Raw genomic sequence first — 21,110 nt, forward strand, 5'->3', positions numbered from 1 at the left:
GCTGATTGCCGCAGGAGTCAGCATCTTCGTCTTAATCAGAGTTTAAGTCAATCTCAGGCGGCCGTTTGCTTTAAACTTTTCATATCAATCACAAAACGATATTTCACATCGCCTTTTTTCATTCGCTGGTACGCTTGGTTGATGTTTTTAATATCAAGCATCTCAACATCACAGTCAATCTCGTGTTCAGCACAAAAGTCGAGCATTTCCTGTGTTTCGGGTAAGCCACCAATTAACGAACCGGCTAAAACACGACGTTTAAGCACCAAAGCGCCGGCCTCAACCGCCGGTTCTACCGGCTCAAGCAAGCCGACAATAATATGCGTGCCATCATATTTCAGACAGTTAAGATACGGATTCAGATCGTGTTGTACCGGTATAGTATCCAGTAAAAAGTCGAAAACCTGAGTTGCAGCTTCCATTTGTTTGGGGTCGGTCGAAATAATGACGTTGTCAGCACCCTGCTTTTTCGCTTCTTTGACCTTTTCTTCAGACCGCGTAAACAGCGTCACTTCGGCGCCCAGTGCTTTAGCGAATTTGACGCCCATGTGGCCGAGGCCACCCATGCCAATAACGCCCACCTTATCGCCTTTTTTTATCCCGTAGTGACGCAGTGGCGAATATGTCGTTATGCCGGCACACAGCAACGGCGCTGCTTTTGCAGGATCCAATGCAGCCGGAATTTTAACAACGAAACGGTCGCTGACAACGATATTTTCCGAGTAGCCGCCATAGGTCACGCTACCGTCATGCCGATCTTCGCCGTTATAGGTCGGTACCATGCCATTAAGGCAATATTGCTCCAGCCCCTCATCACAGGCCGAGCACTGCCGACAAGAGTCGACCAGGCAGCCTACGCCGACCACATCGCCGACCTGATGTCCGGATACCTTTTCGCCGACCGCAGTAACACGACCAATGATTTCATGACCCGGAACCACCGGGTAAATGGTGCCACCCCAGTCATTTTCTGCATAATGAATATCCGTATGACAGACACCGCAATAATCAATTTCGATAGCGACGTCGTCAGGTCGTAAAGCTCGTCTTTCGATCGTATGTTGTGCCAGACCGGACGTTTCCGACTTTGCTGCGTATGCTTTTACCATGACAAGACTCCATTGTGTAAGTTCACTTGATTACTCGTAGCCAGCCTATTTGGATCCTAACTTACAGTAATTGCATCAATCGTAACAACCTCCTAATATAATAACGTGTTTTTAACAGCTTAGGCGAACCCACTGTCATGTCATTGTTCATCCGCTATTTGCTAATTGGTATTATGTTACCTTTTGGCCTGTCGTCGGCTCCGGCACAGAGTATGGATTTGCCACAACTGCAGGGTAACGGTTCTCTTGAGCACTTAATTAGTGAAGTATGGACTACCCGTCACGGCCTGCCTCATAACTCTGTTAATGCCATGGCCCAGGACTCACAGGGCTATTTGTGGCTGGGTACCTGGCAGGGACCCAGTCGTTTTAATGGCCGCGAATTTGAAATTTATGACGATATAAGGGTTACCGGGCTGCCCGATATTGGCATTTTTACAGTCGATGTTAACCACTGTAACGGCAGCCTTTACGTTGGCGGTGCCCGTGGCGGCATCAGCCGTCACGACGATGGCCAATGGCAGGAGCTGCAACCAGCCCCGCCTTTTATTAATAATCTGAACGTTGACTCGCAATGTAATCTTTGGGTGTCCAGTAGTGAGCAGGGCTTGCTGTTTTACGAAAACGATCAGCGCAGCAGCGTTTTCACTACCGACAATGGCTTGCCCTCAAACGCGGTCTTCCAGAGTCTGCTCGATAAACAGGGGAACCTGTGGGCAGCGACCAGCGAAGGCCTGGCAGTAAAAGCGGCCAATGCCACAGGGTTCTCTTTGATTAAATCAGTACCTAATGGGCGTGTTCGCACACTCGTCATGGCTCCTACGGGTCAAATTTTAGTGGGTACTCAGGAGGGCATTTACCAACAAACCGAAAATTTCGGGTTCAAGCGCTTCCAGCCTGATTTTAACGCCAGTATCAGCGCCCTGCATTACTCTCCTGAAGGTCACCTTTGGATTGGCACATACCGCCGGGGCGTATGGCGAATTCGTAATGGCGAAACGCAGTCGCTGGATACCAACAGTGGCCTGCCTAACAACCATGTTTTAGACATTATGCACGATCATGAAGGCAGCATCTGGGTCTCCACTCATGGCGGGCTAGTGCAGTTTCGTGACGCGCTGTTTGCAAAATTTACCAAAGCCCACGGCCTGGTCGGTAATTATGTCCGCGCTGTTATGGAGTATCAGGGCAATATCTATGTAGGCACCAGTAACGGTGTTACCCGCATCAACAGCGAGGGCAACTTTATTGTAGGTGAAGGTACTGAGCTGGAAGGTCAGTCGGTTTTGTCGTTCCAGCGCCATGATGGTGAACTCATTATCGGCACCTACACTGGCGGTGCCTTTGCCTGGAATGGTAAACAAGTCACCCGACATTATCATCAGGGCGATAAACTGCCCGATAACGAAGTTAGAAAAATTGCCTCGTCCAGCCGATATGGGCTGGTACTCGGCGGTCCGGATGGCCTTACTCACATATCGCCCTACGGGATAAAGCAATTGACCGTCGACGATGGTTTGTTAAATAACTATACGACCGCGCTATTTTTTGATTCTGAGCATCAGTTATGGGCCGGCTCGGTCAGCGGTGTAGTTAAAATAACCTTAACCGATGCCGGTGATGACATCAGGTATCAAACAGAAGAGATTAACCTGAGGTCACTTAGCGGCGCTGAGCTGGCTTTTCAGATTGTCGAGAAACAGGGCCACTTATGGGTAGCAACCGACCGTGGACTGGTGGTCCACAGAATGGGAACAGATGAATGGCAAATTTTTAATCGCGATAACGGACTGCCTTTTGATAACTTTTTATCCGTTGCGTTTGACGGCGATGCCAACCTTTGGCTTGGCTCTAACCGTGGCGCAATATTTATCGACCATGACGCCTTCACACAAACCCTGAACGATCCCAACACCCTGCTACCATATCAACGGTACACCGAAGTCGATGGTATGAGCAGCTCGCAAGTTAACAGCGGCGGTCCCTCTTTGTACCGCAGCAGTAATGGTCACCTTTGGCTGGCGACCGCCAGCGGCGTGTCGGTCATCAACCCTCAGCATCGGCGTGACCTTTCTTCCAGCCCCCCGCCAGTGGTTATCGCATCCGTTAAGGCCGATGACCGTACACTCAGTTACGGCGAAGAAGTTGCATCCGATACCCAGCGCGTAGCATTTGAGTACGCCGGGCTGGGTTATCTGATGTCCGATCACATCCGCTATCAGGTTAGGATGCGCGGTTTCGATAACGACTGGATCGACAAGGACTCGCTAACAAGGACTGAGTATACCGCCCTACCGGCCAGAGATTATGTTTTTCAGGTTCGTGCATCGTACCCGGGCGGAGCCTGGAGCGAGCCTGCTCAGTTTGCTTTCTCTCGCTCTGAGCATTTTTGGCAGAAACCGACCACCTGGGCGCTGTTGCTTTTAGCTGCGGTGCTGATTGCCTTTATTGTAGTTCGGGCCCGGCTTAGGTTCTTAAACCGCAGTCGGCGACAACTTGACCGTATGGTGCAGGAAAAAACCGCCGAACTAGAAACCCTGGTACGCCAGGACCCCTTAACCGGCCTGGGCAATCGACGTGCCTTTGACGAACGCTTACGTCTGGAACTTAAACGTAGTCAGCGTAGTGATAAGCACTTGTCGCTGGCAATTATCGATGTTGATTTCTTTAAACAGGTGAATGACCGTTTTTTACATACCGTCGGCGATCAGGTACTGATTGAATTATCCCGGCTACTGGTTACTTTATTACGCGATGTTGATTACGCAGCACGCTGGGGCGGAGAAGAATTTGCCGTTTTATTGCCGGACACCAGCCTGGAAGAAGCTATCGAAGTCGCTGACCGTGTCCGTAATGGCGTCCAGCATCACGACTTTTCACGGCTACTGGATGAGCATCAACTGACCGTGAGTATCGGCGTATCCTGCAGCGAGCACTACCCGGATCACAGCAGTTTACTGGTTGCTGCAGATCAAGCGCTTTATCAGGCAAAATCAAACGGCCGAAACCGCCTGGAGTATAAATAATGAGAAAAGAAACACTACTGGCAATTGTCATTACTACGTTAATAACAGCTTGTGGTGATGCCCCTCGCGGTAATGCCGATGGCGCTGATGGCCAGGCAAAAATTATACAAACCTCGCCCAGCCAGCAGCTTGAAACAATTTATGACGAGTTTTTTGAAGAGCTAATGCAGTTCGACCCATTGTTTGCAACCTCCCTTGAGAAGCAACAGTATAATGATCAGCTGCCAAACTTTTTAGCCTCTGAGTATCGCGAGAAAAAACGTCGGTTCGAGCAAAAATACCTGGATCGCATTAATGCTATTGATCCAGTTTCACTGCCTGATTCTGCCTTAATCGACTATAAAATCTTTAAACGTCGGCGCGAAATGGCAGTCCGTTCTTTTCGGTTTCCCTCACATTTATTGCCCATTGACCCGTTTCAGAATTTCGCAACCCGCTTTGCAGCGTTAGGTTCGGGAGCCTCGGTGCAGCCGTTTGAAACTTACAGCGACTACCAGAACTGGGCAAACCGACTGGAACAAATTCCAGTAATTTTTAACCAGGCACAGCAAAATATGCAAACGGGTGTTGAGCAAGGAGTTGTATACCCCCGGGTTTTAACCGAACAGGTCATATCACAAGTCAAAGCACAGATTGTAGAGCAAGTCGAAAACAGTGTTTTCTGGCAACCGATTGAGCAGCTGCCGGAATCACTGGACTCCGGGCAACAGCAACAAATCACTCAGCGCTACCGAAAGTTGCTAGAGGATACGGTTATTCCGGCTTACCAACAGCTTGCGCATTATTTGGCCGACGAATACTTGCCCCATAGCCGCACCGAGACCTTTGGCCTGGAACAGTTGCCCGACGGTAAAGCCTGGTATCAGTACCTGATTGAAGCCAATACGTCGACCCGTCTGACTGCCGCTGAAATTCACCGAATCGGTAAGTCCGAAGTGCACCGGCTTCGCGCGCAAATGAGTAAACTTATGAAGCAAATGAATTTTGAAGGCGATTTATCGGCTTTTTTTGAGGAGATGACCTATGATCCCCGTTTCAATTACGACAGCCGTGAGAATATGCCGGAGGACTTGCCCCTATTTCGTCAATTTGCGCGCGAGCCGGTCTATCGCAAAGGCTGGGGTCTTTACGCCGAATCTTTAGGGGATGAAATGGGATTGTACCAGGGTTCTGACTCATCTTTTCAGGCTCTGGCAGCCGAGCTCTGGCGTTCTGTTCAGCTGGTAACCGACACCGGTATCCATGGAAAAGGCTGGAGCCACCAGCAGGTACTCGATTATATGCAGCAAAACGCGCCTGTCACAAAGGCTCATGCTGAATCCGAAACAAAGCGTTTGATGGCACAGCCCGGACAAGCGTTGGCTTACAAAGTGGGTCAGCTAAAAATTGCTGAACTGCGGCGCGAAGCTGAACGAAAACTGGGTGAACGATTTGACAGCGAAGCTTTTCATCAGGTCGTTCTTGAACAGGGGGCCATACCGCTGGCTCTGCTGGAACAAAAAGTTAAGCGCTGGATTATCGAGCGACGTTACTGAGCCAGGGCCCGGACTTCTTCGTCACTTGATCATTTCAATAGCCTTCTGCAAGCCGTTCACTGTCAATGGCTGCATTCGTTCATCCATAATCTCCGCTATCATCTGAATTGAGGTGTAATAACGCCAACGACTTTTTGGCTGTGGATTCAGCCAGACTGCATCCGTAAAATGGCTTACCAGCCGCTGTAACCAGAGTCCGCCTGGTTCTTCGTTCCAGTGTTCAACACTGCCGCCGGGATAGGCAATTTCATACGGCCCCATGGTCGCATCGCCGACAATTATTAACTTATAATCCTCGCCATAGCTCTGCAGTACCTGCCGGGTCGGGACTTGAGCACTGCGCCTTCGTTGATTATCACGCCAAAGGCCCTCATAAGGGCAGTTATGAAAATAATACAGTTCCAGCTGCCGGAACTCCCCTTTAAGGGCAGTAAATAGCTGTTGCACCTGGTAAATGTGATCATCCATTGAGCCACCGACATCCAGTAACAACACTATTTTTATCGCATTATGCCGCTCTGCCTGCCACTGTAGATCCAGCAGCCCACCCCGCCGTGCTGTTGCAGTTAAGGTACTGTCGATATCCAGCTCGGTAGCAGCCCCATGTCGGGCAAACTGCCGTAGATTTCTTAGCGCCACTTGATAGTTGCGTTCTTCAAGATTGGCATCCTGGTCTAAATCACGGAATTCGCGCTTGTCCCAAACTTTGGCAGCACTGCGATTACGGTTCGCCTGTTGACCGATACGAATACCACCGGGGTGGTAGCCATAAGCGCCAAAAGGCGAGGTGCCGCCAGTACCTATCCATTTTGAGCCACCCTGATGACGCTTTTGTTGCTCCTTTAATCGCTCATGAAAGCTTTTCAGAAGATCGTCTAAACTACCAAGCTGCTTTACTTTTGCTTTATCGTCCTCGCTGAATTCGCGCTGCAGAGCATTTTGCAGCCATTCAGCAGGGATTTTTTCACTAATATCGGTGTTGGCGATACGCTCAACATACTCAGTAAAAGCGCGATCAAAACGATCATAAAAGCTTTCGTCTTTTACCAGGATTAAGCGGCTGATATGGTAGAAAGTGTCAACATCGGCAAAAATCACCCGTTGCTGCATTGCCTGCAGCAAATCCAGCCACTCCGTAATGGTTGTTTTAAGCCCATGTTTTCGCAGGATCTGAAAAAACTCAATTAACACGGCGAACCCTGTCAACCAGTTCGACATCCTGCTCATGTTTTAGTAATGCGCCCGTTAAAGGTATTGCACTGTTTTGCTGGCGTGAATGCCGCAGTTGCTCTACCGTCATATCTTCTGCCAACAGTAATCTCAGCCAGTCCAGCAGTTCAGAGGTCGATGGCTTTTTCTTTAAGGCCGGTATATCGCGTATTTGAAGAAACATTTCTAATGCCTCCTGCAGTAACTGCGACTGTAAATCGGGAAAATGCACCTGAGCAATTTGCGCTAAAGTCTGCTCATCCGGAAACTGAATAAAATGGAAAAAACAACGCCGTAAAAAAGCATCCGGCAAGGCCTTCTCATTGTTCGAAGTGATAATAACAATAGGTCGTTGCCTGGCCTGTATCTGTTCCCCGGTTTCATAAACATGAAATGCCATCTGGTCCAGTTCATGCAATAAATCATTAGGAAATTCGATATCAGCTTTGTCGATTTCATCAATCAACAAGACTGGTCTTTGCTCTGCCTCAAAGGCCTGCCACAACTTACCAGGCTTAATATAGTTGCTGATATCATGCACTTTTTCGCTACCCAGCTGACTGTCACGTAGTCGCGACACGGCATCGTATTCGTACAAGCCTTGCTGGGCCTTAGTGGTTGATTTTATCGACCACTGAATTAACCGGGTACCCAATGAAGTGGCTAGCTCTTCAGCCAGCCTGGTTTTTCCGGTTCCTGGTTCCCCTTTCAATAAAAGCGGCTTTTGTAGCGTAACGGCAGCGTCTACCGCAGCGGCGAGAGACTGTGAAACAATGTAACTATTGCTACTTTTAAATGCCATGGGAGTTCCTTTGGTTAACAACATCAGTTCGGTTTAATACCATCGCTAAGTCCTCTTTTACGAAGGGTTTGGTAATGTAATCATTCATCCCTGACTTCATAGCCTGTTGACGGGTTTCGGCAAACGCATTGGCTGTTAAAGCCACAATGAAAGGCTGGGTAATCGCCAGTTTTCTAATCTCATGAGTGGTCTGGATACCATCCTGACCGGGCATGTGTAAATCCATAAATACCACGTCAAAAGGCTCATTTTTTAGTTTTTCAATCGCTTGCTGTCCGCTGTGAGCACTCTCTACTCTCTGGCCAAGTTTTTTCAGCATTTCGTGGACTATCATCTGGTTTATGCGGTTATCATCAACAACCAGAATACGCATTCGCGGTAATTCGGGTAGTGGTAAGTCGGCGATTTCTTCTTCACTTAAGGAGCTGCCCTGATGAACCGCCATCGGTAAACAAACGGTAAAACATGATCCCTCGCCCAGCTGACTGTCAACCTGGATAGTACCACTGAGTAGCTGCACCAGATTACGCACAATCGCCAGGCCCAGGCCGGTGCCATTTTGTGACTTAGTTAAGCCATCGTCCTCTTGTTCAAACAACTGCCAGATGCGCCGCGTATCGCGTATCCCCGTTCCACTATCGGAAATTTGAATTTGCAACTCACCCTGGCGCTGGTTTTCCGGCAACCACTCGGCGCGTAATCTGATTTGACCTTGTTCGGTAAATTTTATGGCATTACTTATCAGATTACTGATAATTTGAATAACCCGAGAGTGATCCATAATGGTTTGTTTTGGCAGTTCACCGACAATTAGTAACTCAAACTCTAAGTTTTTTTCTTTAATACGCTGTATAAACAGCGATCGCACATGCTCTAAAATATAAGAGATGCTGTGCGTGCCTAATTTTATCCTTAACTGCCCTTCCTCGGCGCGGGTCAAATCAAGTAAATCATTTAATGTATTAAGTAGATAATCACCGCTATTTTTAATCGTTGTCAGCAGTTGCCGCTGATAGGTTGTAACATCGGTATTCTCCAGTACCGAGGCCAGGCCCAGTATGCCATGCAAGGGTGTACGAATTTCATGGGACATATTGGCTAAAAACACATTTTTTGCATGAGCCACGCGACGTGCATCCAGCTCTGCCTGCTTTTGCTCGGTCACATCAGTAATAGTGCCTGCGTAGCGGGTAACCTTCCCTTGATCATCGCGCTCGATAATACGACCGCGATCGAGCACATAAATCCAGCGACCACTGCGGTGCAGCATTCTGTATTCACTCTCGTAAAAGCCGATTTTTCCGTCCCAGTGATCCTGTATCGCTTGCCAGACACGCTCAGAATCTTCCGGGTGCAGCCGGCTGGACCAGGCTTCGCTTGTTGCGGGTAATTCATCCAGCTGATAACCAAAGATGTTGGCCCAGCGTTGATTAAATTCACAGGTTCCCTGTTGTGGGTTCCACTCCCAAGTTCCCAGCCGGGTTGCATCCAGCAACAAGCTCAGGCGCTTGCGTTCGGTTTCCAGGCTAAGTTCCAGCTGCTTACGTTCAGTTATATTAATCAGGTAGCCCAACAACAGCCGCACCTTATTGTCGGCGTCGTATCGAACCACGGTCGTATCACTTACCCAAAGATAATGACCCTTTTTATGCCGCACCCGATAATCTTTATGCGTTAATCGAAACCCGGTTTTTCCCGATTTAAGTAACTCGACTTCCTGATGCACCCGTTCAATATCATCGGCATGGATCAACTGCTTAAACTGAATATGCTGATTTAAGAAATCCGTTTTACTGTAACCAAAAACCGACTCAACATTGTCCGATACGTATTCTACCGGCCAGTCGTCAGTATCCTGCCAGATAAACAGCGTTAAACCGGTACCGGCATTAATAAGTTCTTCCAGATTGCTATTATTGATGGTGTCGGGCTGAGGATAAGTTAAGCTGGATGTCATTAGCTGTTTGCTGCTCTAGTCGGTTAAGGTACACTCCATAAATAGATTAACAATAATAATCCATTACATACAGTAAATGGCATAAATCCATGACGACCGATGTAAATCAGTGGCAGACACAATTACTACAACAAGTTGATCGCCTTATTGCGGTTGCCAGCCAACAATTGCGACAGAACCAACCAGGCCCCACTGTTAAAGTTCGTGGTCCTGAGTATTGGCAGCGCTACGCCCGGCACCATTATGTAAAAGCTGCTGAGTTAATAAACGAGCAGCCATTTCAGGCAGCCAAACACTTCCGTCAGGCCGCTTTACTCGGCCATCCCAAGGCCATGCTTTATTTGGGTAAGATGTTTTTGCAGGGGGAATATCTACCTTACAGTTTATTCCACGCCTGCTGCTGGCTGACGTTGGCAGAAAAAGCCGGTGAGAGCGCCGCCAGCCAGTTAATTAAGGATCTCAGCCCTAAGTTAACAGCCCGTGAAATAAACGGCGCCCGAAAATTATCAGCAGAACGGTTTGAACAACTGTGTGATGCCAGCTTTAGCTTTCATCCTTCGTCGTCTGATTAATCCCACCGTTGCACCCGATCAGCAAGCCTGCCATTCTCAATTAACTGCTGTAATTCGTCACCCAATCGCTGACCTGCATCGATTGCCTGTTGCCAGTAACGGATTCGCTCTGCCGCAGGCATTTTCTGAAAATCGGTGCGGTCAGGAATTTTCGCGTAAGGTAAGGACTGCACAAATTCTCTGGAAGGCCCGATAAATATCACATTAGGCCAGTCACTGCCGTTTGTACGGCGTTTTTTTAAGCGTTTATCAAACCAGCCGGGGATAACTTCGTGATGAAAGTGGGGATACAGCACCAGCCCATCGACAGCTGACAAATCAACATCAAAGTGATAGTCGGTTATGCCGCCATCGCGGTAAATCCCGGGAGGCGCGCCGGGAATATCTTTTACCCCTTCCAGCACCATAGGAATAGACCCCGTTGCCAGTAATGCCGGCTGGAAATTAGTGTCGCTGAGCGGCACAAAACGGGTAGGTAAATCATTCCAGTGCCGGCAAAACTGCAAATTCGACTGTGGATGATGGAACAGCACACGTTCGTAATAACGTCCCAAAGCGCGCCGGTTAGCCGCATTCGCCAATGCAGATGAGAGCAACCCAAACATCTGACGAGGTCCCTCAGACGCGGTACTTCGCAAGCATCGGGCAACAATGAAATGATGCCTTACCCGGCTTTGCTGTAAAATGGACGTAACACCGTCTTGTGGCACATAGCGGTCCAGCAATAACCGAGCCTGCTCGGTTATTTCCCGGCGGTCAGGCTTATCACTGTAGGTTTGAGTGCTGTACAACTTTGCAAAGAGATCACTGGCAGCCACCGGGTCCTGCTGCCCTAACGAGGCAAAACGCCAGGCCCCTGCCGACGTGCCCAGGGTGTCCAGCGGTTGCTGTTTATGCTTAAAAAACTCACCAAATAAATAGCGATCCAGTCCCTGTAAGACAAACCATTTCGGCCCACCGGACGCGCCCAATAATAAATCAATATCGTCGGGCTTAAGGCCCTGTTGTTTTATCTGTTGATATGCCCTGGCGCCGGCCTTGATGGATAATAAGGATTTCTTCATAGATAGCCTATTAAAGTTGTTTTTTACGCTCAGCAAGCAATCCAAGCGTTAACAGAATGGCGACAACTGCAGGCGCCACCCACTGTAACGGGATCTGAGCTAATCCATCGGCCAGTAGCGGACTAAACCAAACCAACAGGTAGCCATAACCAAACGCACACACCAACACAAAAATGAGGGCGCGCAATAAAAAATGGAGACCACTAATCTGTCGCCGGATCATCTGATTGACATCGTTACCGAAGATGACCAGTAATGTGGCGACAATCATCATGGCAATTTGATACAGATGAGGTCGGACAAACAAACCCAGCTCGTTGAGCAATTGCAACACAATGCACCTTTATTATTAATTATTTTGCGCAGAAGTATACGATTTTTGTCGCCGCCGCGCACCCTTCCTGTATCGCACCCCTGCCCGCGTTCTGATATCATTCCAGACACTAACAACCGCTAATTAATGATGCTTTTATGAAATTTATCTCTTTTAATATCAATGGAATTCGAGCAAGGCTGCATCAGCTCCAGGCACTGATTGACAAACATCAACCGGACGTCATTGGTCTACAGGAAACCAAAGTACACGACGATATGTTTCCTCGTGCAGACGTCGAGGCCATGGGCTATCACGTAATTTTTCATGGACAAAAAGGCCACTACGGTGTTGCTTTGTTAAGTAAAAAGCCGCTTGAGAACCCGCAGTTTGGCTTTCCCAACGATGATGACAGCGCTCAGCGGCGGATGATTATGGGTGACTATCCATTAAGCAACGGACAAAAAATACGCGTTCTAAATGGTTATTTCCCGCAAGGAGAAAGCCGTGACCACCCGATAAAGTTTCCTGCCAAGCAAAAATACTACGCCGATCTGCAGGAGTACGTAGAAACCGCGCTGGATCCATCGCAGCCGGTGGTTGTTATGGGGGATGTGAACGTTTCTCACCAGGATTTGGACATTGGCATTGGCGAACAAAATGCGAAGCGCTGGCTACGCACGGGCAAGTGCAGTTTTCTACCTGAAGAGCGCGACTGGCTTAATCATTTAATGAACTGGGGACTGACCGATACCTATCGTTTAATGCATCCGGAAGACACCAGTGAATACAGCTGGTTTGACTATCGCTCCCGCGGCTTTGATGATAACCGCGGCTTGCGGATTGATTTAATTTTAGCTACTGAACCTTTAGCTTCAAACTGCGTAGAAAGTGGTATCGATTATCAGCTCAGGGGCATCGAAAAACCGTCGGATCACGCCCCGATCTGGAGTACCTTCTCATACGACTGAGGTGATGTTATGGCGTGGGTTATTCATGCTACTGCTGCTGCGGTGCTGTTGCTGGCTATTCGGCAAACCAACTGGAGGCTGTTTTACCACAGCCGCCTGCTACAGCACTTAAGTTTAGGCGGTATTGCCATACTCAGTTTTGTCTGGCTGATGTCAGCGCGGTTAGATCAGGGGCTAAGCATTCATTTCCTGGGAATTACCGCACTGACGTTAATGCTCGGTTATCGTCGGGCGTTAATAGCCTCAGCAATTATTGTACTGATTAATCAGAGCTTTGCCGGTTACCCCTGGTCAGCAATCTCAAGCCTCTACCTTACTCACGGTGTTGTGCCGGCTACCGCAACGTATCTGGCATATGCCGTTATTTACCACCGCTTACCGCACCACCCTTTTGTTTACCTATTTGTGAATGCTTTTTTAACCGGCGCCTTAGCCATTGGCTTTACTCACTTAACTCATAGCTTGTGGGCCTGGGGGACCGGTTACCTTAGCTGGGATGCTGTGTGGCATAATTATGCCTTGATTACTCCGCTGGTAATGTTTCCGGAGGCTTTACTGAACGGTATGGCGGTCACTTTAATGGTGGTCTACAAGCCCGACTGGCTAATCACCTTTAATGATGCCACTTATCTGGATAAGGGTTAGTGCTCATGGGGCGGTAAGGTGTCCAGCGCACGACGAATAATCACAGCCAGGTCGTGATAGTCGGGTCCTCGCTTACCTTTTGGCTGGCAATACTCACCACTGCCTTTAAGTTTGTTTTGCAATTCTTTGTACCAGCTTTTTAATCGCGGAGATAACGGCTGTTTTGCCCGCCAGCCAAGCCAGTAAAGCCCCTGTAATGGTAACGACAACATAATGAGCGACAGCAAAATACCCTGCGCCAACTGCGCTGGTGGCATAAATTGGTAATACAGCACAGCATTTAGTACCGCAATAGCAGGTGTCCACTGCTCACCCTTGCGGGTAACCGGAATAACACGTGACTCGGTGAACGCCGCTGTGACCGAATGATGAGGCCATTCTTTAGCATAAGACCGGCCGTCTTTCAGAACCTGTAGAAAACTTCGACGCATGGCATCTCCTGAATTAATTACTGCTGCTATTATAACCAATTAGTTATCAATTGTACGTTTACTAATCATCAAAATTTTTATATAAATATCAACAAGTTACCAGGTTACATGCCCTTCATTCACAAAGATATCCACAGATAATGTGGATACAGTTGCAGGCTGACTTGAGGTTTGCCAAGATACTCTTTTGTTCATCTTAGAGCGCACTTCAGTGTACGATAATTTATTTCCAATTACCGCTCCTGTGAGCGGCCGGGTGATAACCAATACCGGACACTCTTCAGCCATAGCCTCTAACCAATTATTCGGCGTTGGCCCAGTAATTGAGGTTAGCGGCAACCATGCCGTTGCACCAATGGCCGGTGTCGTCACCGCCATCAGTAGTAGTGGCGATTTTATTCAAATCGAGCACAGCAGCAAGGCAGTAATCACCTTAATCTTAGGACAGGGGCGACAGTTTACCCACCACCCGGCGTTAAGTCGCTGCATTCGCCTGGGCCAGGCAGTCGTTGCAGGTGATAGGTTATTAACTATTAACCAGACATTATTGCGTGCAGAGCCACGTCAGCAACGCCATCTAATGGTATTATTACAAGCAGATCCGGATTTGGGCGGCTGGCAGTGGCCTGAGCAGGGAGCGGTTAGTAGCGGCGAATCACGACTTTTTCAGCACAAAGAGGAAAACTGATGATTAATGTTTATGGTATTAAAAATTGCGATACAGTAAAAAAATCTCTGGCCTGGCTGGATGCACAACAAATGGATTATCAGTTTCGTGACGTCCGCCAGCAGCCGCTGAAGACGGAAGAGGTTCTTGCCTGGATCGAGCAGTTGGGTACCGACGCATTGATTAATAAACGAAGCGCCAGTTGGCGCCAGCTTACTGATGAGCAAAAAAAGGCTACCGACCCCACCGCTGTAGCGCAACTAATCATCGCAACGCCAACCTTGTTCAAGCGCCCGCTAGTAGAAGATCAGTACGGGTTTCATCTGGGTTTTAATGCAGCGACCTGGCAGCAAAGGTACGTTTAAATGAGCTCATCAGCCACCCTCAGCTTAGCCAAACAACTTATAGCGCGACCCTCGATTACTCCCGCCGACGAGGGCTGTCAGCAGCTATTGGCAGAGCGCTTAGCCGTTTTAGGCTTTAACTTAGAACCGATGATCTTTGAGGATACGACCAACTTGTGGGCTCGGCGTGGACAAGGCAAACCCGTATTTTGTTTTGCCGGCCATACCGATGTTGTCCCGCCGGGTGATCCTACGGACTGGGACACGCCGCCTTTTGAACCTACCGTAAAAAATGGTTTTTTGTACGGCCGCGGTGCGGCCGACATGAAAGGCAGCCTGGCCGCTATGGTAGTGGCCATCGAGCGCTTTCTGACCCGTAATCCGCAGTTACCTTTTGATCTCGCCTTTTTGATTACCAGCGATGAAGAAGGACCCTTTATCAATGGTACCAAGCGTGTCATTAAAACCTTACAACAGCGCGACGAAAACATTGAGTGGTGCATTGTTGGTGAGCCCTCCAGTACCGAATCACTGGCCGATGTTGTTAAAAATGGCCGCCGTGGCAGCCTCACTGGAGAGTTGTCAGTACTTGGTGTTCAGGGGCATGTGGCTTATCCGCACTTAGCCAGCAATCCAGTTCACCTGGCCGCCGCAGCATTACATCAGCTGGCTTCAGAACAATGGGATCAAGGCAATCAGTATTTTCCGCCAACAACCTTTCAGATTTCTAACCTGCACGCCGGTACCGGCGCCGGTAACGTCATCCCCGGGCGCTTAGATGTTTTATTTAATTTTCGCTTCTCGACGGAAGTTACTGCACAACAGCTGCAGCAGCGGGTAACCACGTTACTCGAGCAACATGGCCTGGATTTCCGCCTTAACTGGACCTTTAACGGACCACCCTTTTTGACCGAACCGGGCACCCTGGTCAGCGCAGTAACCAAGGCGGTGCAGCAGGTATGTCACTATGCACCAAGCTTATCGACTGCCGGTGGAACCTCGGACGGACGGTTTATTGCGCCCACCGGCGCTCAGGTGGTCGAGCTGGGACCCGTTAATGCCACTATTCATAAGACCAATGAGTGCGTTAAAGTCAGCGACCTGGATTTACTGGCCGAGGTTTATGAGTCGACTCTGGAGCATCTGCTGATGCAGCAGTCCGGTTAATTCTATGGGGCTTAATTTTGATCAACTCAGTGGCCAAACCGATAGCCACCTGGTTTTATTAGACAACGAACAGCATCGGTTGCAGGCCGATGTGGCGACTGCCTATCAACGCATGCAAAACGATGCAGCCGAGGATGGTGTCAGCCTGGCCATTGCCTCCGGCTTTCGCTCCCTTGAGCGCCAGCTCAGTATCTGGAATCGTAAATGGCAAGGGCAGCTAATCCTGCGTGACCATGCCGGGCAGGCAATGGATATTGCCCGTTTGACTGGCGAAGAAAAGTTATGGGCAATTCTGCACTGGTCTGCTTTACCGGGTGCCAGCCGCCATCACTGGGGTACTGACCTGGACGTCTACGATCCAGCCCCGTTTACGGACAGCAACCGACAGTTGCACTTAGTGCCGCCAGAATATACCCATGCCGATGGCCCCTGCTACACGTTGTGGCGCTGGCTAAAACACCATGCCGGACGCTACGGTTTTTTCTTCCCCTATGCGCGTTATCAAAACGGTGTGGCGGAAGAGCCCTGGCATTTAAGTTATCAGCCGCTTTCCGGTCCGGCACTGGAACAACTGACGGTGGAAAAGCTTGCCGCGCTGATAGCTCAGCTGGATATTGAGGGTCAACAAACTGTGTTGGAACACATTAAGACAATTCATCAACAGTACGTTTTGAATATATGCCGGGAGTCAGCAGTATGAGCCAGGGTTCGGTATGGTTGATTATACTGCTGATATTCGGCGTTATTATCAGTAATTTGATGCTGCTTAAATACACCAGTAAGTTTAACTGGCCGCGCAAAAAGGACAGTGAAAATCAATCGTCAGCCGCCCACAGGGCTGACGATGAAAGAGATTAAGACAACTGTACACCTAACCGACGCGCAACCTCCTGATAGGCTTCAACTACACCGCCGAGCCCTTGCCGGAACCGATCTTTATCCAGTTTTTCGCGCGTTTCGGCATCCCAGAGACGGCAGCCATCGGGGGTAAATTCGTCGCCGAGCATGACTTGCCCATCAAACACACCGAATTCAAGTTTATAATCAACCAAAATTAGACCGGCTTGTTCAAACAGTTGCTTAAGGACTGCGTTGACCTTGAAGGTCAGCGTTTTCATCTGTTCGATTTGCTCTTTTGTAGCCCAGCCAAAAGCCTGGATGTGATATTCATTGACCATCGGGTCGTGTAATGCATCGTCTTTTAGAAAAAACTCAAAAGTAGGTGGGTTTAAAGCCAGTCCTTCTTCGACCCCTAAACGCCGCACTAACGAGCCGGCTGCTACGTTGCGGACAACGCATTCAACCGGGATCATATCCAGCTTTTTAACCAATGACTCATTGTCATTAAGCAGGTTATCCAACTGTGTCGGAATACCTGCCTGCTCCAGCTGCGACATAATAAAGTGATTGAAACGGTTGTTAACCTGGCCTTTATTATCCAGTTGTTCAACCTTTTCACCGTCAAAAGCTGAGGTATCATTACGAAACTCCAGTATCAGGCGACTGGGGTCGTCAGTGTGATAAACGGTTTTTGCTTTACCTCGGTACAATTCACTACGTTTTTCCATAACCGGTCAAGACCCTATATTAACGTTGATTCTGCTCTTGCAGAGCATCTGCCAATGCCGACTGAATAGCTTCTAACCACTGCTCGTCGACAAAATCGCCGTCACGAACAGCGGTCAGCGAAGTTGCTTCATTATACTCTTCTAACCGCACTTCGTACTCGCCTTCTGCAATATTTAGCGCTTCGTAGTCATCTCCGCCGATAAAGAAGAAACCTGTATCTGGAGCAGAGTAGTCAACAAAATAGGTACCAGCTTCGCGGTTTAAGTCGTCTACAGATAATCCGATTTGCTCCAGTGCCAGACCCACCAGCGGCCAGGTGTTTTCAAAACTCATGTCAATAATCAGCGCAGCTTGCTGCTTGTTATTGGTACCAAGTTCGACCGGCACAACCTGGTTACCCTGATTCATTACCGACTGTTGCTGCTGACGGTTAACCTCAGAAATAATGGCATTAAGCAACGCAACTTCAATATTATTTTGCAGCAGTTGCGGCATTTCTGTTGCTGACTGATTTACGCTTTGCTCTGCTTCCTGCAAATCGATGGTCAGCGCTGTAGTGCGGCCGTGTTCAGCAGGTTGCTGAGTTAACCGATAACGGAACTGCTGCTCTATTTTTTGTGTACTCTGCTCACTAAAATCCCAGAAGCTGCTGTCTTCGGCATCGATTTCTTCAGCCCGGGAAATTGTTTCCGTAAGCCAGGTTGTCGAATTAACCTGCTGCCAGGAAATTTTCCGGCGCTGCAAAACATTTTCTGCGGCGCGCCAGACAAAATTTTCTACTGAGCCACCCATGCCGTCAACCACATCAAAGTAGACCCTTGATTCGGTCTCGTTTTCCAGTATCCGGCTGCCCAGCGCAACCGGTCGGATTAACCGTGGCGCACTGACATTCACTTCACGGCCAACCGGCCCCTGCAAAGAGTCAGGAGATGGAATACGGAAGTCAGACCGCTGTCGCGGCTGCTCCAAATTGTCAGGAGTCGACAGCTCGGTGCCTTGCTCCATATCGGCGTAGTCAAAATCCCCACTGGCCTGTCCTTTCGGTCCGGAACTGCAGGCAGCTAAGCTTAAAGAAGCGCCGATTAAGATAGCAACGCGTGTTTGTTTCATTACGACTCCTGAGTTTTTAATAAATCGAGTTTAGCCAGCACGGCTTCTAGTTCAGCTTGACTTTGATCGCCGGGTGGAGTCAATGGTAAGCGATAATTTGCACTGCACCAGCCCATCAGCGCTAAGGCCCACTTTACAGGTATCGGGTTGGATTCGATAAACATTGCCTGATGCAACCCCTGTAACGGCTGATCCAGCTGATTCGCGCGCTCTGTATCACCTGCTGTAGCGGCCTCGACCAATGCCTTTATCTGCGCCGGAACCACATTAGCGGTAACGCTGATTACGCCGTCACCACCGGCTAACATAAACGCATTAGCAGTAGGATCGTCACCGCTTAACAAGATAAAATCATCACCACATCGCTGACGTAATTCAGCCACCCGACTGACGTCCCCCGTGGCTTCTTTAATGCCGACAATGTGCTCAATCGTTGCCAACTGTTCAATCATTGCCGGCGTCATATCAAGAGCGGTTCTGCCGGGGACATTATAAAGAATTTGTGGCTTATCACTAGCAGCAGCACAGGCGCGATAATGTTCTATCAGGCCACTTGCTGAGGGCTTATTGTAGTACGGCGTCACATTCAGAAAACCGTCAACGCCCAGATGGCTCATTTTTTCCGTTAATTGAACGGCTTCGGCGGTAGAGTTAGAGCCGTTACCGCCGATAACGCCAATCCGGTTTTTACTCAGTTCGACGATAGCGCTAACCACATCAATATGTTCTTCATGGCTTAATGTGGTCGACTCACCGGTGGTGCCAACGGCGACGATAGCATCGGTCCCTGCTTCACAATGACGCTCTACTAAATATTCCAGCTCGCTGTAGTCAATGTTACCGTATTTTGTAAAGGGCGTGACCAAGGCGACAATACTACCTTTTAGCATACCTACTCCAGATAAAAATTTTCAGGCACCAATGGTAATGGCAGGCCATAATAAAGACAAGACCGGTAAAGCGGAAGCCGGCAATGCGCTGTTAATTTTTAATCTTACCACCAGTCAGGTATCCTAAGACTCGCCACATTCGTTTAAGGAGATACTCATGCAACAACTAAAAGTTGGCGATAAAGCGCCAATGTTTGAGCTAAAAGATGCCAATGAACAACCCGTTGCTCTGGCCGACCTGCTTAAGCAAAACCGGGTATTGGTATACTTTTACCCCAAAGCCATGACCCCCGGCTGCACCGTTCAGGCGCAAAATTTACGCGATGCCCATGACCAACTGGCCAAACACAACGTCGTTTCTGTTGGCATCAGCCCCGACGCGCCTAAGCGACTGGCAAAATTTACCGAACGCGACGAACTCAACTTTACCCTGCTAAGTGATGAGGACCACCAAGTGGCCGATCAGTTTGGCGTCTGGGGACCTAAAAAGTTCATGGGCAAAGAATACGATGGTATCCACCGCATCAGCTTTTTAGTTGAGCAAGACGGCACCATCAGCCGCGTCTTTGATAAATTTAAAACCAAAGAACACCATCAAGTGGTACTGGACGCCTTGTCTGCCGATAACTAATTGGCCGCGCGCTGCTCTTCTACACCGCTGGACCAGGCTGTTAATACAGCTTTTACCAGGCTGGCCAGCGGGATAGCGAAAAAGACGCCCCAAAAACCCCATATTCCGCCAAAAATGACCACGGCGGCAATAATATAGACTGGATTTAAGCTCACTGCTTCAGAAAATAAAACCGGAACCAGCAGGTTGCCGTCCAGTATCTGAATCAGAAAATAAGCCGCTGCAACCCAGGCAAAAGTGGCAGTGGGACCATACTGAAACAGTGCTACTAATAGCACCGGTACAGTAACAACGGCGGCACCGACATAGGGAATCAGGACTGATAGTCCGACTAAAATTGAAAGCAACACCGCATAACGCAGTTCAAAAGCGAAAAAAGTTAAAAAGCTGACAACGGCAACAACCATGACTTCGATCGACTTACCACGAATATAGTTCATGATTTGCAGGTTCATCTCCTGCCCGACCTGGCTTATTAACTGACGGTTTGAAGGCAGCAAACGGCTAAAGTGCAACAGCAGCTGGTCGCGATCTTTCAGCATAAAAAAGACCAGCAGCGGCACAACAATCAAGTAAACCATCACCGATACGACATTCACTAATGAGTTAAGCGAAAGGGTCAACAGCTGCTCGCCAAAGCCAACCGCGCGTCCGCGCAGGCCCTGCATAAGCTCGTTAACCTGTTTTTGATCAATAATATTAGGCAGTACTTCCGGCAACTTACGCAGCCAGACCTGCAGGTTCGCCAGCATTTCGGGCAGCTCGATAATTAATGTGGTACTTTGCTGCCAGACTATGGGAATCAGAGTAAATGCCGCCAGTACGGCAAAGGCTAAAAATAATGTGAAGGTGATAACGGTCGCCAGTAAGCGCGATAAACCTATCGACATGAGCCGGCTGACTGGCCAGTCGAGCAAGTAAGCTAGAGCCAGTGCCGCCAGGATGGGGGCCAGCAAACCGCCAAAAAACACGACAATGGCCACAGTGAAGACCAACAGTAAAAATAAAGTAACCGCATTCGGATCCGAAAATTTGCGGTTATACCATTGTTTCAAGTAATCCAGCATAGAGTATTCACCTTAATGTGCAGATGGCGAT

General features: G+C 48.9%; 22 protein-coding genes. 11 read left to right on the forward strand and 11 right to left on the reverse strand.

The genetic code is table 11. The features are described 5' to 3' along the window. Nucleotides 1-53: 53 nt before the first annotated feature. Nucleotides 54-1,109, reverse strand: coding sequence for an NAD(P)-dependent alcohol dehydrogenase (locus LG288_RS06770; protein ID WP_404399371.1), 1,056 nt, complete (start codon nt 1,107-1,109; stop codon nt 54-56). Nucleotides 1,110-1,246: 137 nt separating this feature from the next. On the opposite strand from LG288_RS06770, the gene LG288_RS06775 reads away from it, so the two are divergent. Continuing rightward, entirely contained in the window at nt 1,247-4,135 is a 2,889-nt protein-coding gene (locus LG288_RS06775) for a diguanylate cyclase (RefSeq protein ID WP_404399372.1), read from the forward strand. Further along, nucleotides 4,135-5,670 (forward strand): DUF885 domain-containing protein, encoded by a 1,536-nt coding sequence (locus LG288_RS06780; RefSeq protein ID WP_404399373.1) that lies wholly within the window; start codon nt 4,135-4,137, stop codon nt 5,668-5,670. Before LG288_RS06775 ends, LG288_RS06780 begins: the two co-directional genes overlap by 1 nt. A 21-nt stretch (nt 5,671-5,691) precedes the next feature. On the opposite strand, the gene LG288_RS06785 is transcribed toward LG288_RS06780, so the two are convergent. The 3 genes from LG288_RS06785 to LG288_RS06795 are packed head-to-tail and all read right to left on the reverse strand — an operon-like array spanning nt 5,692 to nt 9,638. Next, a complete protein-coding gene (locus LG288_RS06785; RefSeq protein WP_404403056.1) occupies nt 5,692-6,861 on the reverse strand; it encodes a VWA domain-containing protein in 1,170 nt (389 codons plus the stop codon). After that, nucleotides 6,851-7,681 carry an AAA family ATPase gene (locus tag LG288_RS06790; RefSeq protein WP_404399374.1) on the reverse strand — a complete coding sequence of 277 codons (831 nt, stop codon included), beginning with the start codon at nt 7,679-7,681 and terminating at the stop codon, nt 6,851-6,853. Before LG288_RS06790 ends, LG288_RS06785 begins: the two co-directional genes overlap by 11 nt. Continuing rightward, the gene (locus tag LG288_RS06795) at nt 7,671-9,638 is read right to left on the reverse strand and encodes a PAS domain-containing protein (protein ID WP_404399375.1); all 1,968 of its coding nucleotides are present in this window, start codon (nt 9,636-9,638) and stop codon (nt 7,671-7,673) included. Before LG288_RS06795 ends, LG288_RS06790 begins: the two co-directional genes overlap by 11 nt. Nucleotides 9,639-9,727: 89 nt before the next feature. Between LG288_RS06795 and LG288_RS06800 the strand changes: the two genes are divergently transcribed. Further along, nucleotides 9,728-10,210: a hypothetical protein gene (locus LG288_RS06800; protein ID WP_404399377.1), complete on the forward strand. Its 483-nt coding sequence runs from the start codon at nt 9,728-9,730 to the stop codon at nt 10,208-10,210. On the opposite strand, the gene LG288_RS06805 is transcribed toward LG288_RS06800, so the two are convergent. Further along, on the reverse strand, nt 10,207-11,274 hold the full coding sequence (locus tag LG288_RS06805) for an alpha/beta hydrolase (RefSeq protein WP_404399378.1): 1,068 nt from the start codon (nt 11,272-11,274) through the stop codon (nt 10,207-10,209). The genes LG288_RS06800 and LG288_RS06805 overlap by 4 nt on opposite strands. A gap of 10 nt (nt 11,275-11,284) precedes the next feature. Further along, nucleotides 11,285-11,608 carry a DUF3392 domain-containing protein gene (locus LG288_RS06810; RefSeq protein WP_404399379.1) on the reverse strand — a complete coding sequence of 108 codons (324 nt, stop codon included), beginning with the start codon at nt 11,606-11,608 and terminating at the stop codon, nt 11,285-11,287. Between the two features lie 137 nt (nt 11,609-11,745). On the opposite strand from LG288_RS06810, the gene xthA reads away from it, so the two are divergent. Beyond that, a complete protein-coding gene (xthA, locus tag LG288_RS06815; protein WP_404399380.1) occupies nt 11,746-12,558 on the forward strand; it encodes an exodeoxyribonuclease III in 813 nt (270 codons plus the stop codon). Between the two features lie 9 nt (nt 12,559-12,567). Beyond that, entirely contained in the window at nt 12,568-13,203 is a 636-nt protein-coding gene (locus LG288_RS06820; protein WP_404399381.1) for an energy-coupling factor ABC transporter permease, read from the forward strand. Here LG288_RS06820 and yfbV read toward each other — a convergent pair. After that, nucleotides 13,200-13,634: a terminus macrodomain insulation protein YfbV gene (yfbV, locus tag LG288_RS06825; RefSeq protein ID WP_404399382.1), complete on the reverse strand. Its 435-nt coding sequence runs from the start codon at nt 13,632-13,634 to the stop codon at nt 13,200-13,202. The two genes, LG288_RS06820 and yfbV, sit on opposite strands and share 4 nt — an antisense overlap. A 187-nt stretch (nt 13,635-13,821) precedes the next feature. Between yfbV and LG288_RS06830 the strand changes: the two genes are divergently transcribed. Genes LG288_RS06830 through LG288_RS06850 form a run of 5 tightly spaced genes read left to right on the forward strand, consistent with a single transcriptional unit; the run spans nt 13,822 to nt 16,670 of the window. After that, nucleotides 13,822-14,322, forward strand: coding sequence for a PTS glucose transporter subunit IIA (locus LG288_RS06830; protein ID WP_404399383.1), 501 nt, complete (start codon nt 13,822-13,824; stop codon nt 14,320-14,322). After that, nucleotides 14,322-14,666 (forward strand): Spx/MgsR family RNA polymerase-binding regulatory protein, encoded by a 345-nt coding sequence (locus tag LG288_RS06835; protein ID WP_404399384.1) that lies wholly within the window; start codon nt 14,322-14,324, stop codon nt 14,664-14,666. Before LG288_RS06830 ends, LG288_RS06835 begins: the two co-directional genes overlap by 1 nt. Next, nucleotides 14,667-15,812, forward strand: coding sequence for a succinyl-diaminopimelate desuccinylase (dapE, locus tag LG288_RS06840; RefSeq protein WP_404399385.1), 1,146 nt, complete (start codon nt 14,667-14,669; stop codon nt 15,810-15,812). 4 nt (nt 15,813-15,816) lie between these two features. Then, on the forward strand, nt 15,817-16,512 hold the full coding sequence (locus LG288_RS06845; RefSeq protein WP_404399386.1) for a M15 family metallopeptidase: 696 nt from the start codon (nt 15,817-15,819) through the stop codon (nt 16,510-16,512). Then, nucleotides 16,509-16,670 carry a DUF2897 family protein gene (locus tag LG288_RS06850; protein ID WP_404399388.1) on the forward strand — a complete coding sequence of 54 codons (162 nt, stop codon included), beginning with the start codon at nt 16,509-16,511 and terminating at the stop codon, nt 16,668-16,670. The genes LG288_RS06845 and LG288_RS06850 overlap by 4 nt, the downstream gene beginning before the upstream one ends. On the opposite strand, the gene purC is transcribed toward LG288_RS06850, so the two are convergent. The 3 genes from purC to dapA are packed head-to-tail and all read right to left on the reverse strand — an operon-like array spanning nt 16,667 to nt 19,381. Beyond that, nucleotides 16,667-17,380, reverse strand: a complete 714-nt coding sequence (gene purC / locus LG288_RS06855) for a phosphoribosylaminoimidazolesuccinocarboxamide synthase (RefSeq protein ID WP_404399389.1) — start codon at nt 17,378-17,380, stop codon at nt 16,667-16,669. The genes LG288_RS06850 and purC overlap by 4 nt on opposite strands. 19 nt (nt 17,381-17,399) lie before the next feature. After that, entirely contained in the window at nt 17,400-18,491 is a 1,092-nt protein-coding gene (gene bamC, locus LG288_RS06860) for an outer membrane protein assembly factor BamC (RefSeq protein ID WP_404399390.1), read from the reverse strand. Beyond that, a complete protein-coding gene (dapA, locus tag LG288_RS06865; protein WP_404399391.1) occupies nt 18,491-19,381 on the reverse strand; it encodes a 4-hydroxy-tetrahydrodipicolinate synthase in 891 nt (296 codons plus the stop codon). The genes bamC and dapA overlap by 1 nt, the downstream gene beginning before the upstream one ends. A gap of 157 nt (nt 19,382-19,538) precedes the next feature. Between dapA and bcp the strand changes: the two genes are divergently transcribed. Continuing rightward, complete coding sequence (gene bcp, locus LG288_RS06870) at nt 19,539-20,012, forward strand: thioredoxin-dependent thiol peroxidase (protein WP_404399392.1); 474 nt, start codon at nt 19,539-19,541, stop codon at nt 20,010-20,012. On the opposite strand, the gene LG288_RS06875 is transcribed toward bcp, so the two are convergent. Continuing rightward, entirely contained in the window at nt 20,009-21,079 is a 1,071-nt protein-coding gene (locus LG288_RS06875; RefSeq protein ID WP_404399394.1) for an AI-2E family transporter, read from the reverse strand. The genes bcp and LG288_RS06875 overlap by 4 nt on opposite strands. Between the last annotated feature and the right edge of the window lie 31 nt (nt 21,080-21,110).

Source organism: Idiomarina seosinensis (assembly GCF_044797955.1).
Classification (GTDB): Bacteria; Pseudomonadota; Gammaproteobacteria; order Enterobacterales; family Alteromonadaceae; genus Idiomarina; species Idiomarina seosinensis_A.

Coding starts and splice junctions, on each gene's coding strand:
- LG288_RS06770 (WP_404399371.1), bottom strand. CDS start 1,109: ATGGTAAAAGCATACGCAGCAAAGTCGGAAACGTCCGGTCTGGCACAA.
- LG288_RS06775 (WP_404399372.1), top strand. CDS start 1,247: ATGTCATTGTTCATCCGCTATTTGCTAATTGGTATTATGTTACCTTTT.
- LG288_RS06780 (WP_404399373.1), top strand. CDS start 4,135: ATGAGAAAAGAAACACTACTGGCAATTGTCATTACTACGTTAATAACA.
- LG288_RS06790 (WP_404399374.1), bottom strand. CDS start 7,681: ATGGCATTTAAAAGTAGCAATAGTTACATTGTTTCACAGTCTCTCGCC.
- LG288_RS06795 (WP_404399375.1), bottom strand. CDS start 9,638: ATGACATCCAGCTTAACTTATCCTCAGCCCGACACCATCAATAATAGC.
- LG288_RS06800 (WP_404399377.1), top strand. CDS start 9,728: ATGACGACCGATGTAAATCAGTGGCAGACACAATTACTACAACAAGTT.
- LG288_RS06805 (WP_404399378.1), bottom strand. CDS start 11,274: ATGAAGAAATCCTTATTATCCATCAAGGCCGGCGCCAGGGCATATCAA.
- xthA (WP_404399380.1), top strand. CDS start 11,746: ATGAAATTTATCTCTTTTAATATCAATGGAATTCGAGCAAGGCTGCAT.
- LG288_RS06820 (WP_404399381.1), top strand. CDS start 12,568: ATGGCGTGGGTTATTCATGCTACTGCTGCTGCGGTGCTGTTGCTGGCT.
- yfbV (WP_404399382.1), bottom strand. CDS start 13,634: ATGCGTCGAAGTTTTCTACAGGTTCTGAAAGACGGCCGGTCTTATGCT.
- LG288_RS06835 (WP_404399384.1), top strand. CDS start 14,322: ATGATTAATGTTTATGGTATTAAAAATTGCGATACAGTAAAAAAATCT.
- dapE (WP_404399385.1), top strand. CDS start 14,667: ATGAGCTCATCAGCCACCCTCAGCTTAGCCAAACAACTTATAGCGCGA.
- LG288_RS06845 (WP_404399386.1), top strand. CDS start 15,817: ATGGGGCTTAATTTTGATCAACTCAGTGGCCAAACCGATAGCCACCTG.
- LG288_RS06850 (WP_404399388.1), top strand. CDS start 16,509: ATGAGCCAGGGTTCGGTATGGTTGATTATACTGCTGATATTCGGCGTT.
- purC (WP_404399389.1), bottom strand. CDS start 17,380: ATGGAAAAACGTAGTGAATTGTACCGAGGTAAAGCAAAAACCGTTTAT.
- bamC (WP_404399390.1), bottom strand. CDS start 18,491: ATGAAACAAACACGCGTTGCTATCTTAATCGGCGCTTCTTTAAGCTTA.
- dapA (WP_404399391.1), bottom strand. CDS start 19,381: ATGCTAAAAGGTAGTATTGTCGCCTTGGTCACGCCCTTTACAAAATAC.
- bcp (WP_404399392.1), top strand. CDS start 19,539: ATGCAACAACTAAAAGTTGGCGATAAAGCGCCAATGTTTGAGCTAAAA.
- LG288_RS06875 (WP_404399394.1), bottom strand. CDS start 21,079: ATGCTGGATTACTTGAAACAATGGTATAACCGCAAATTTTCGGATCCG.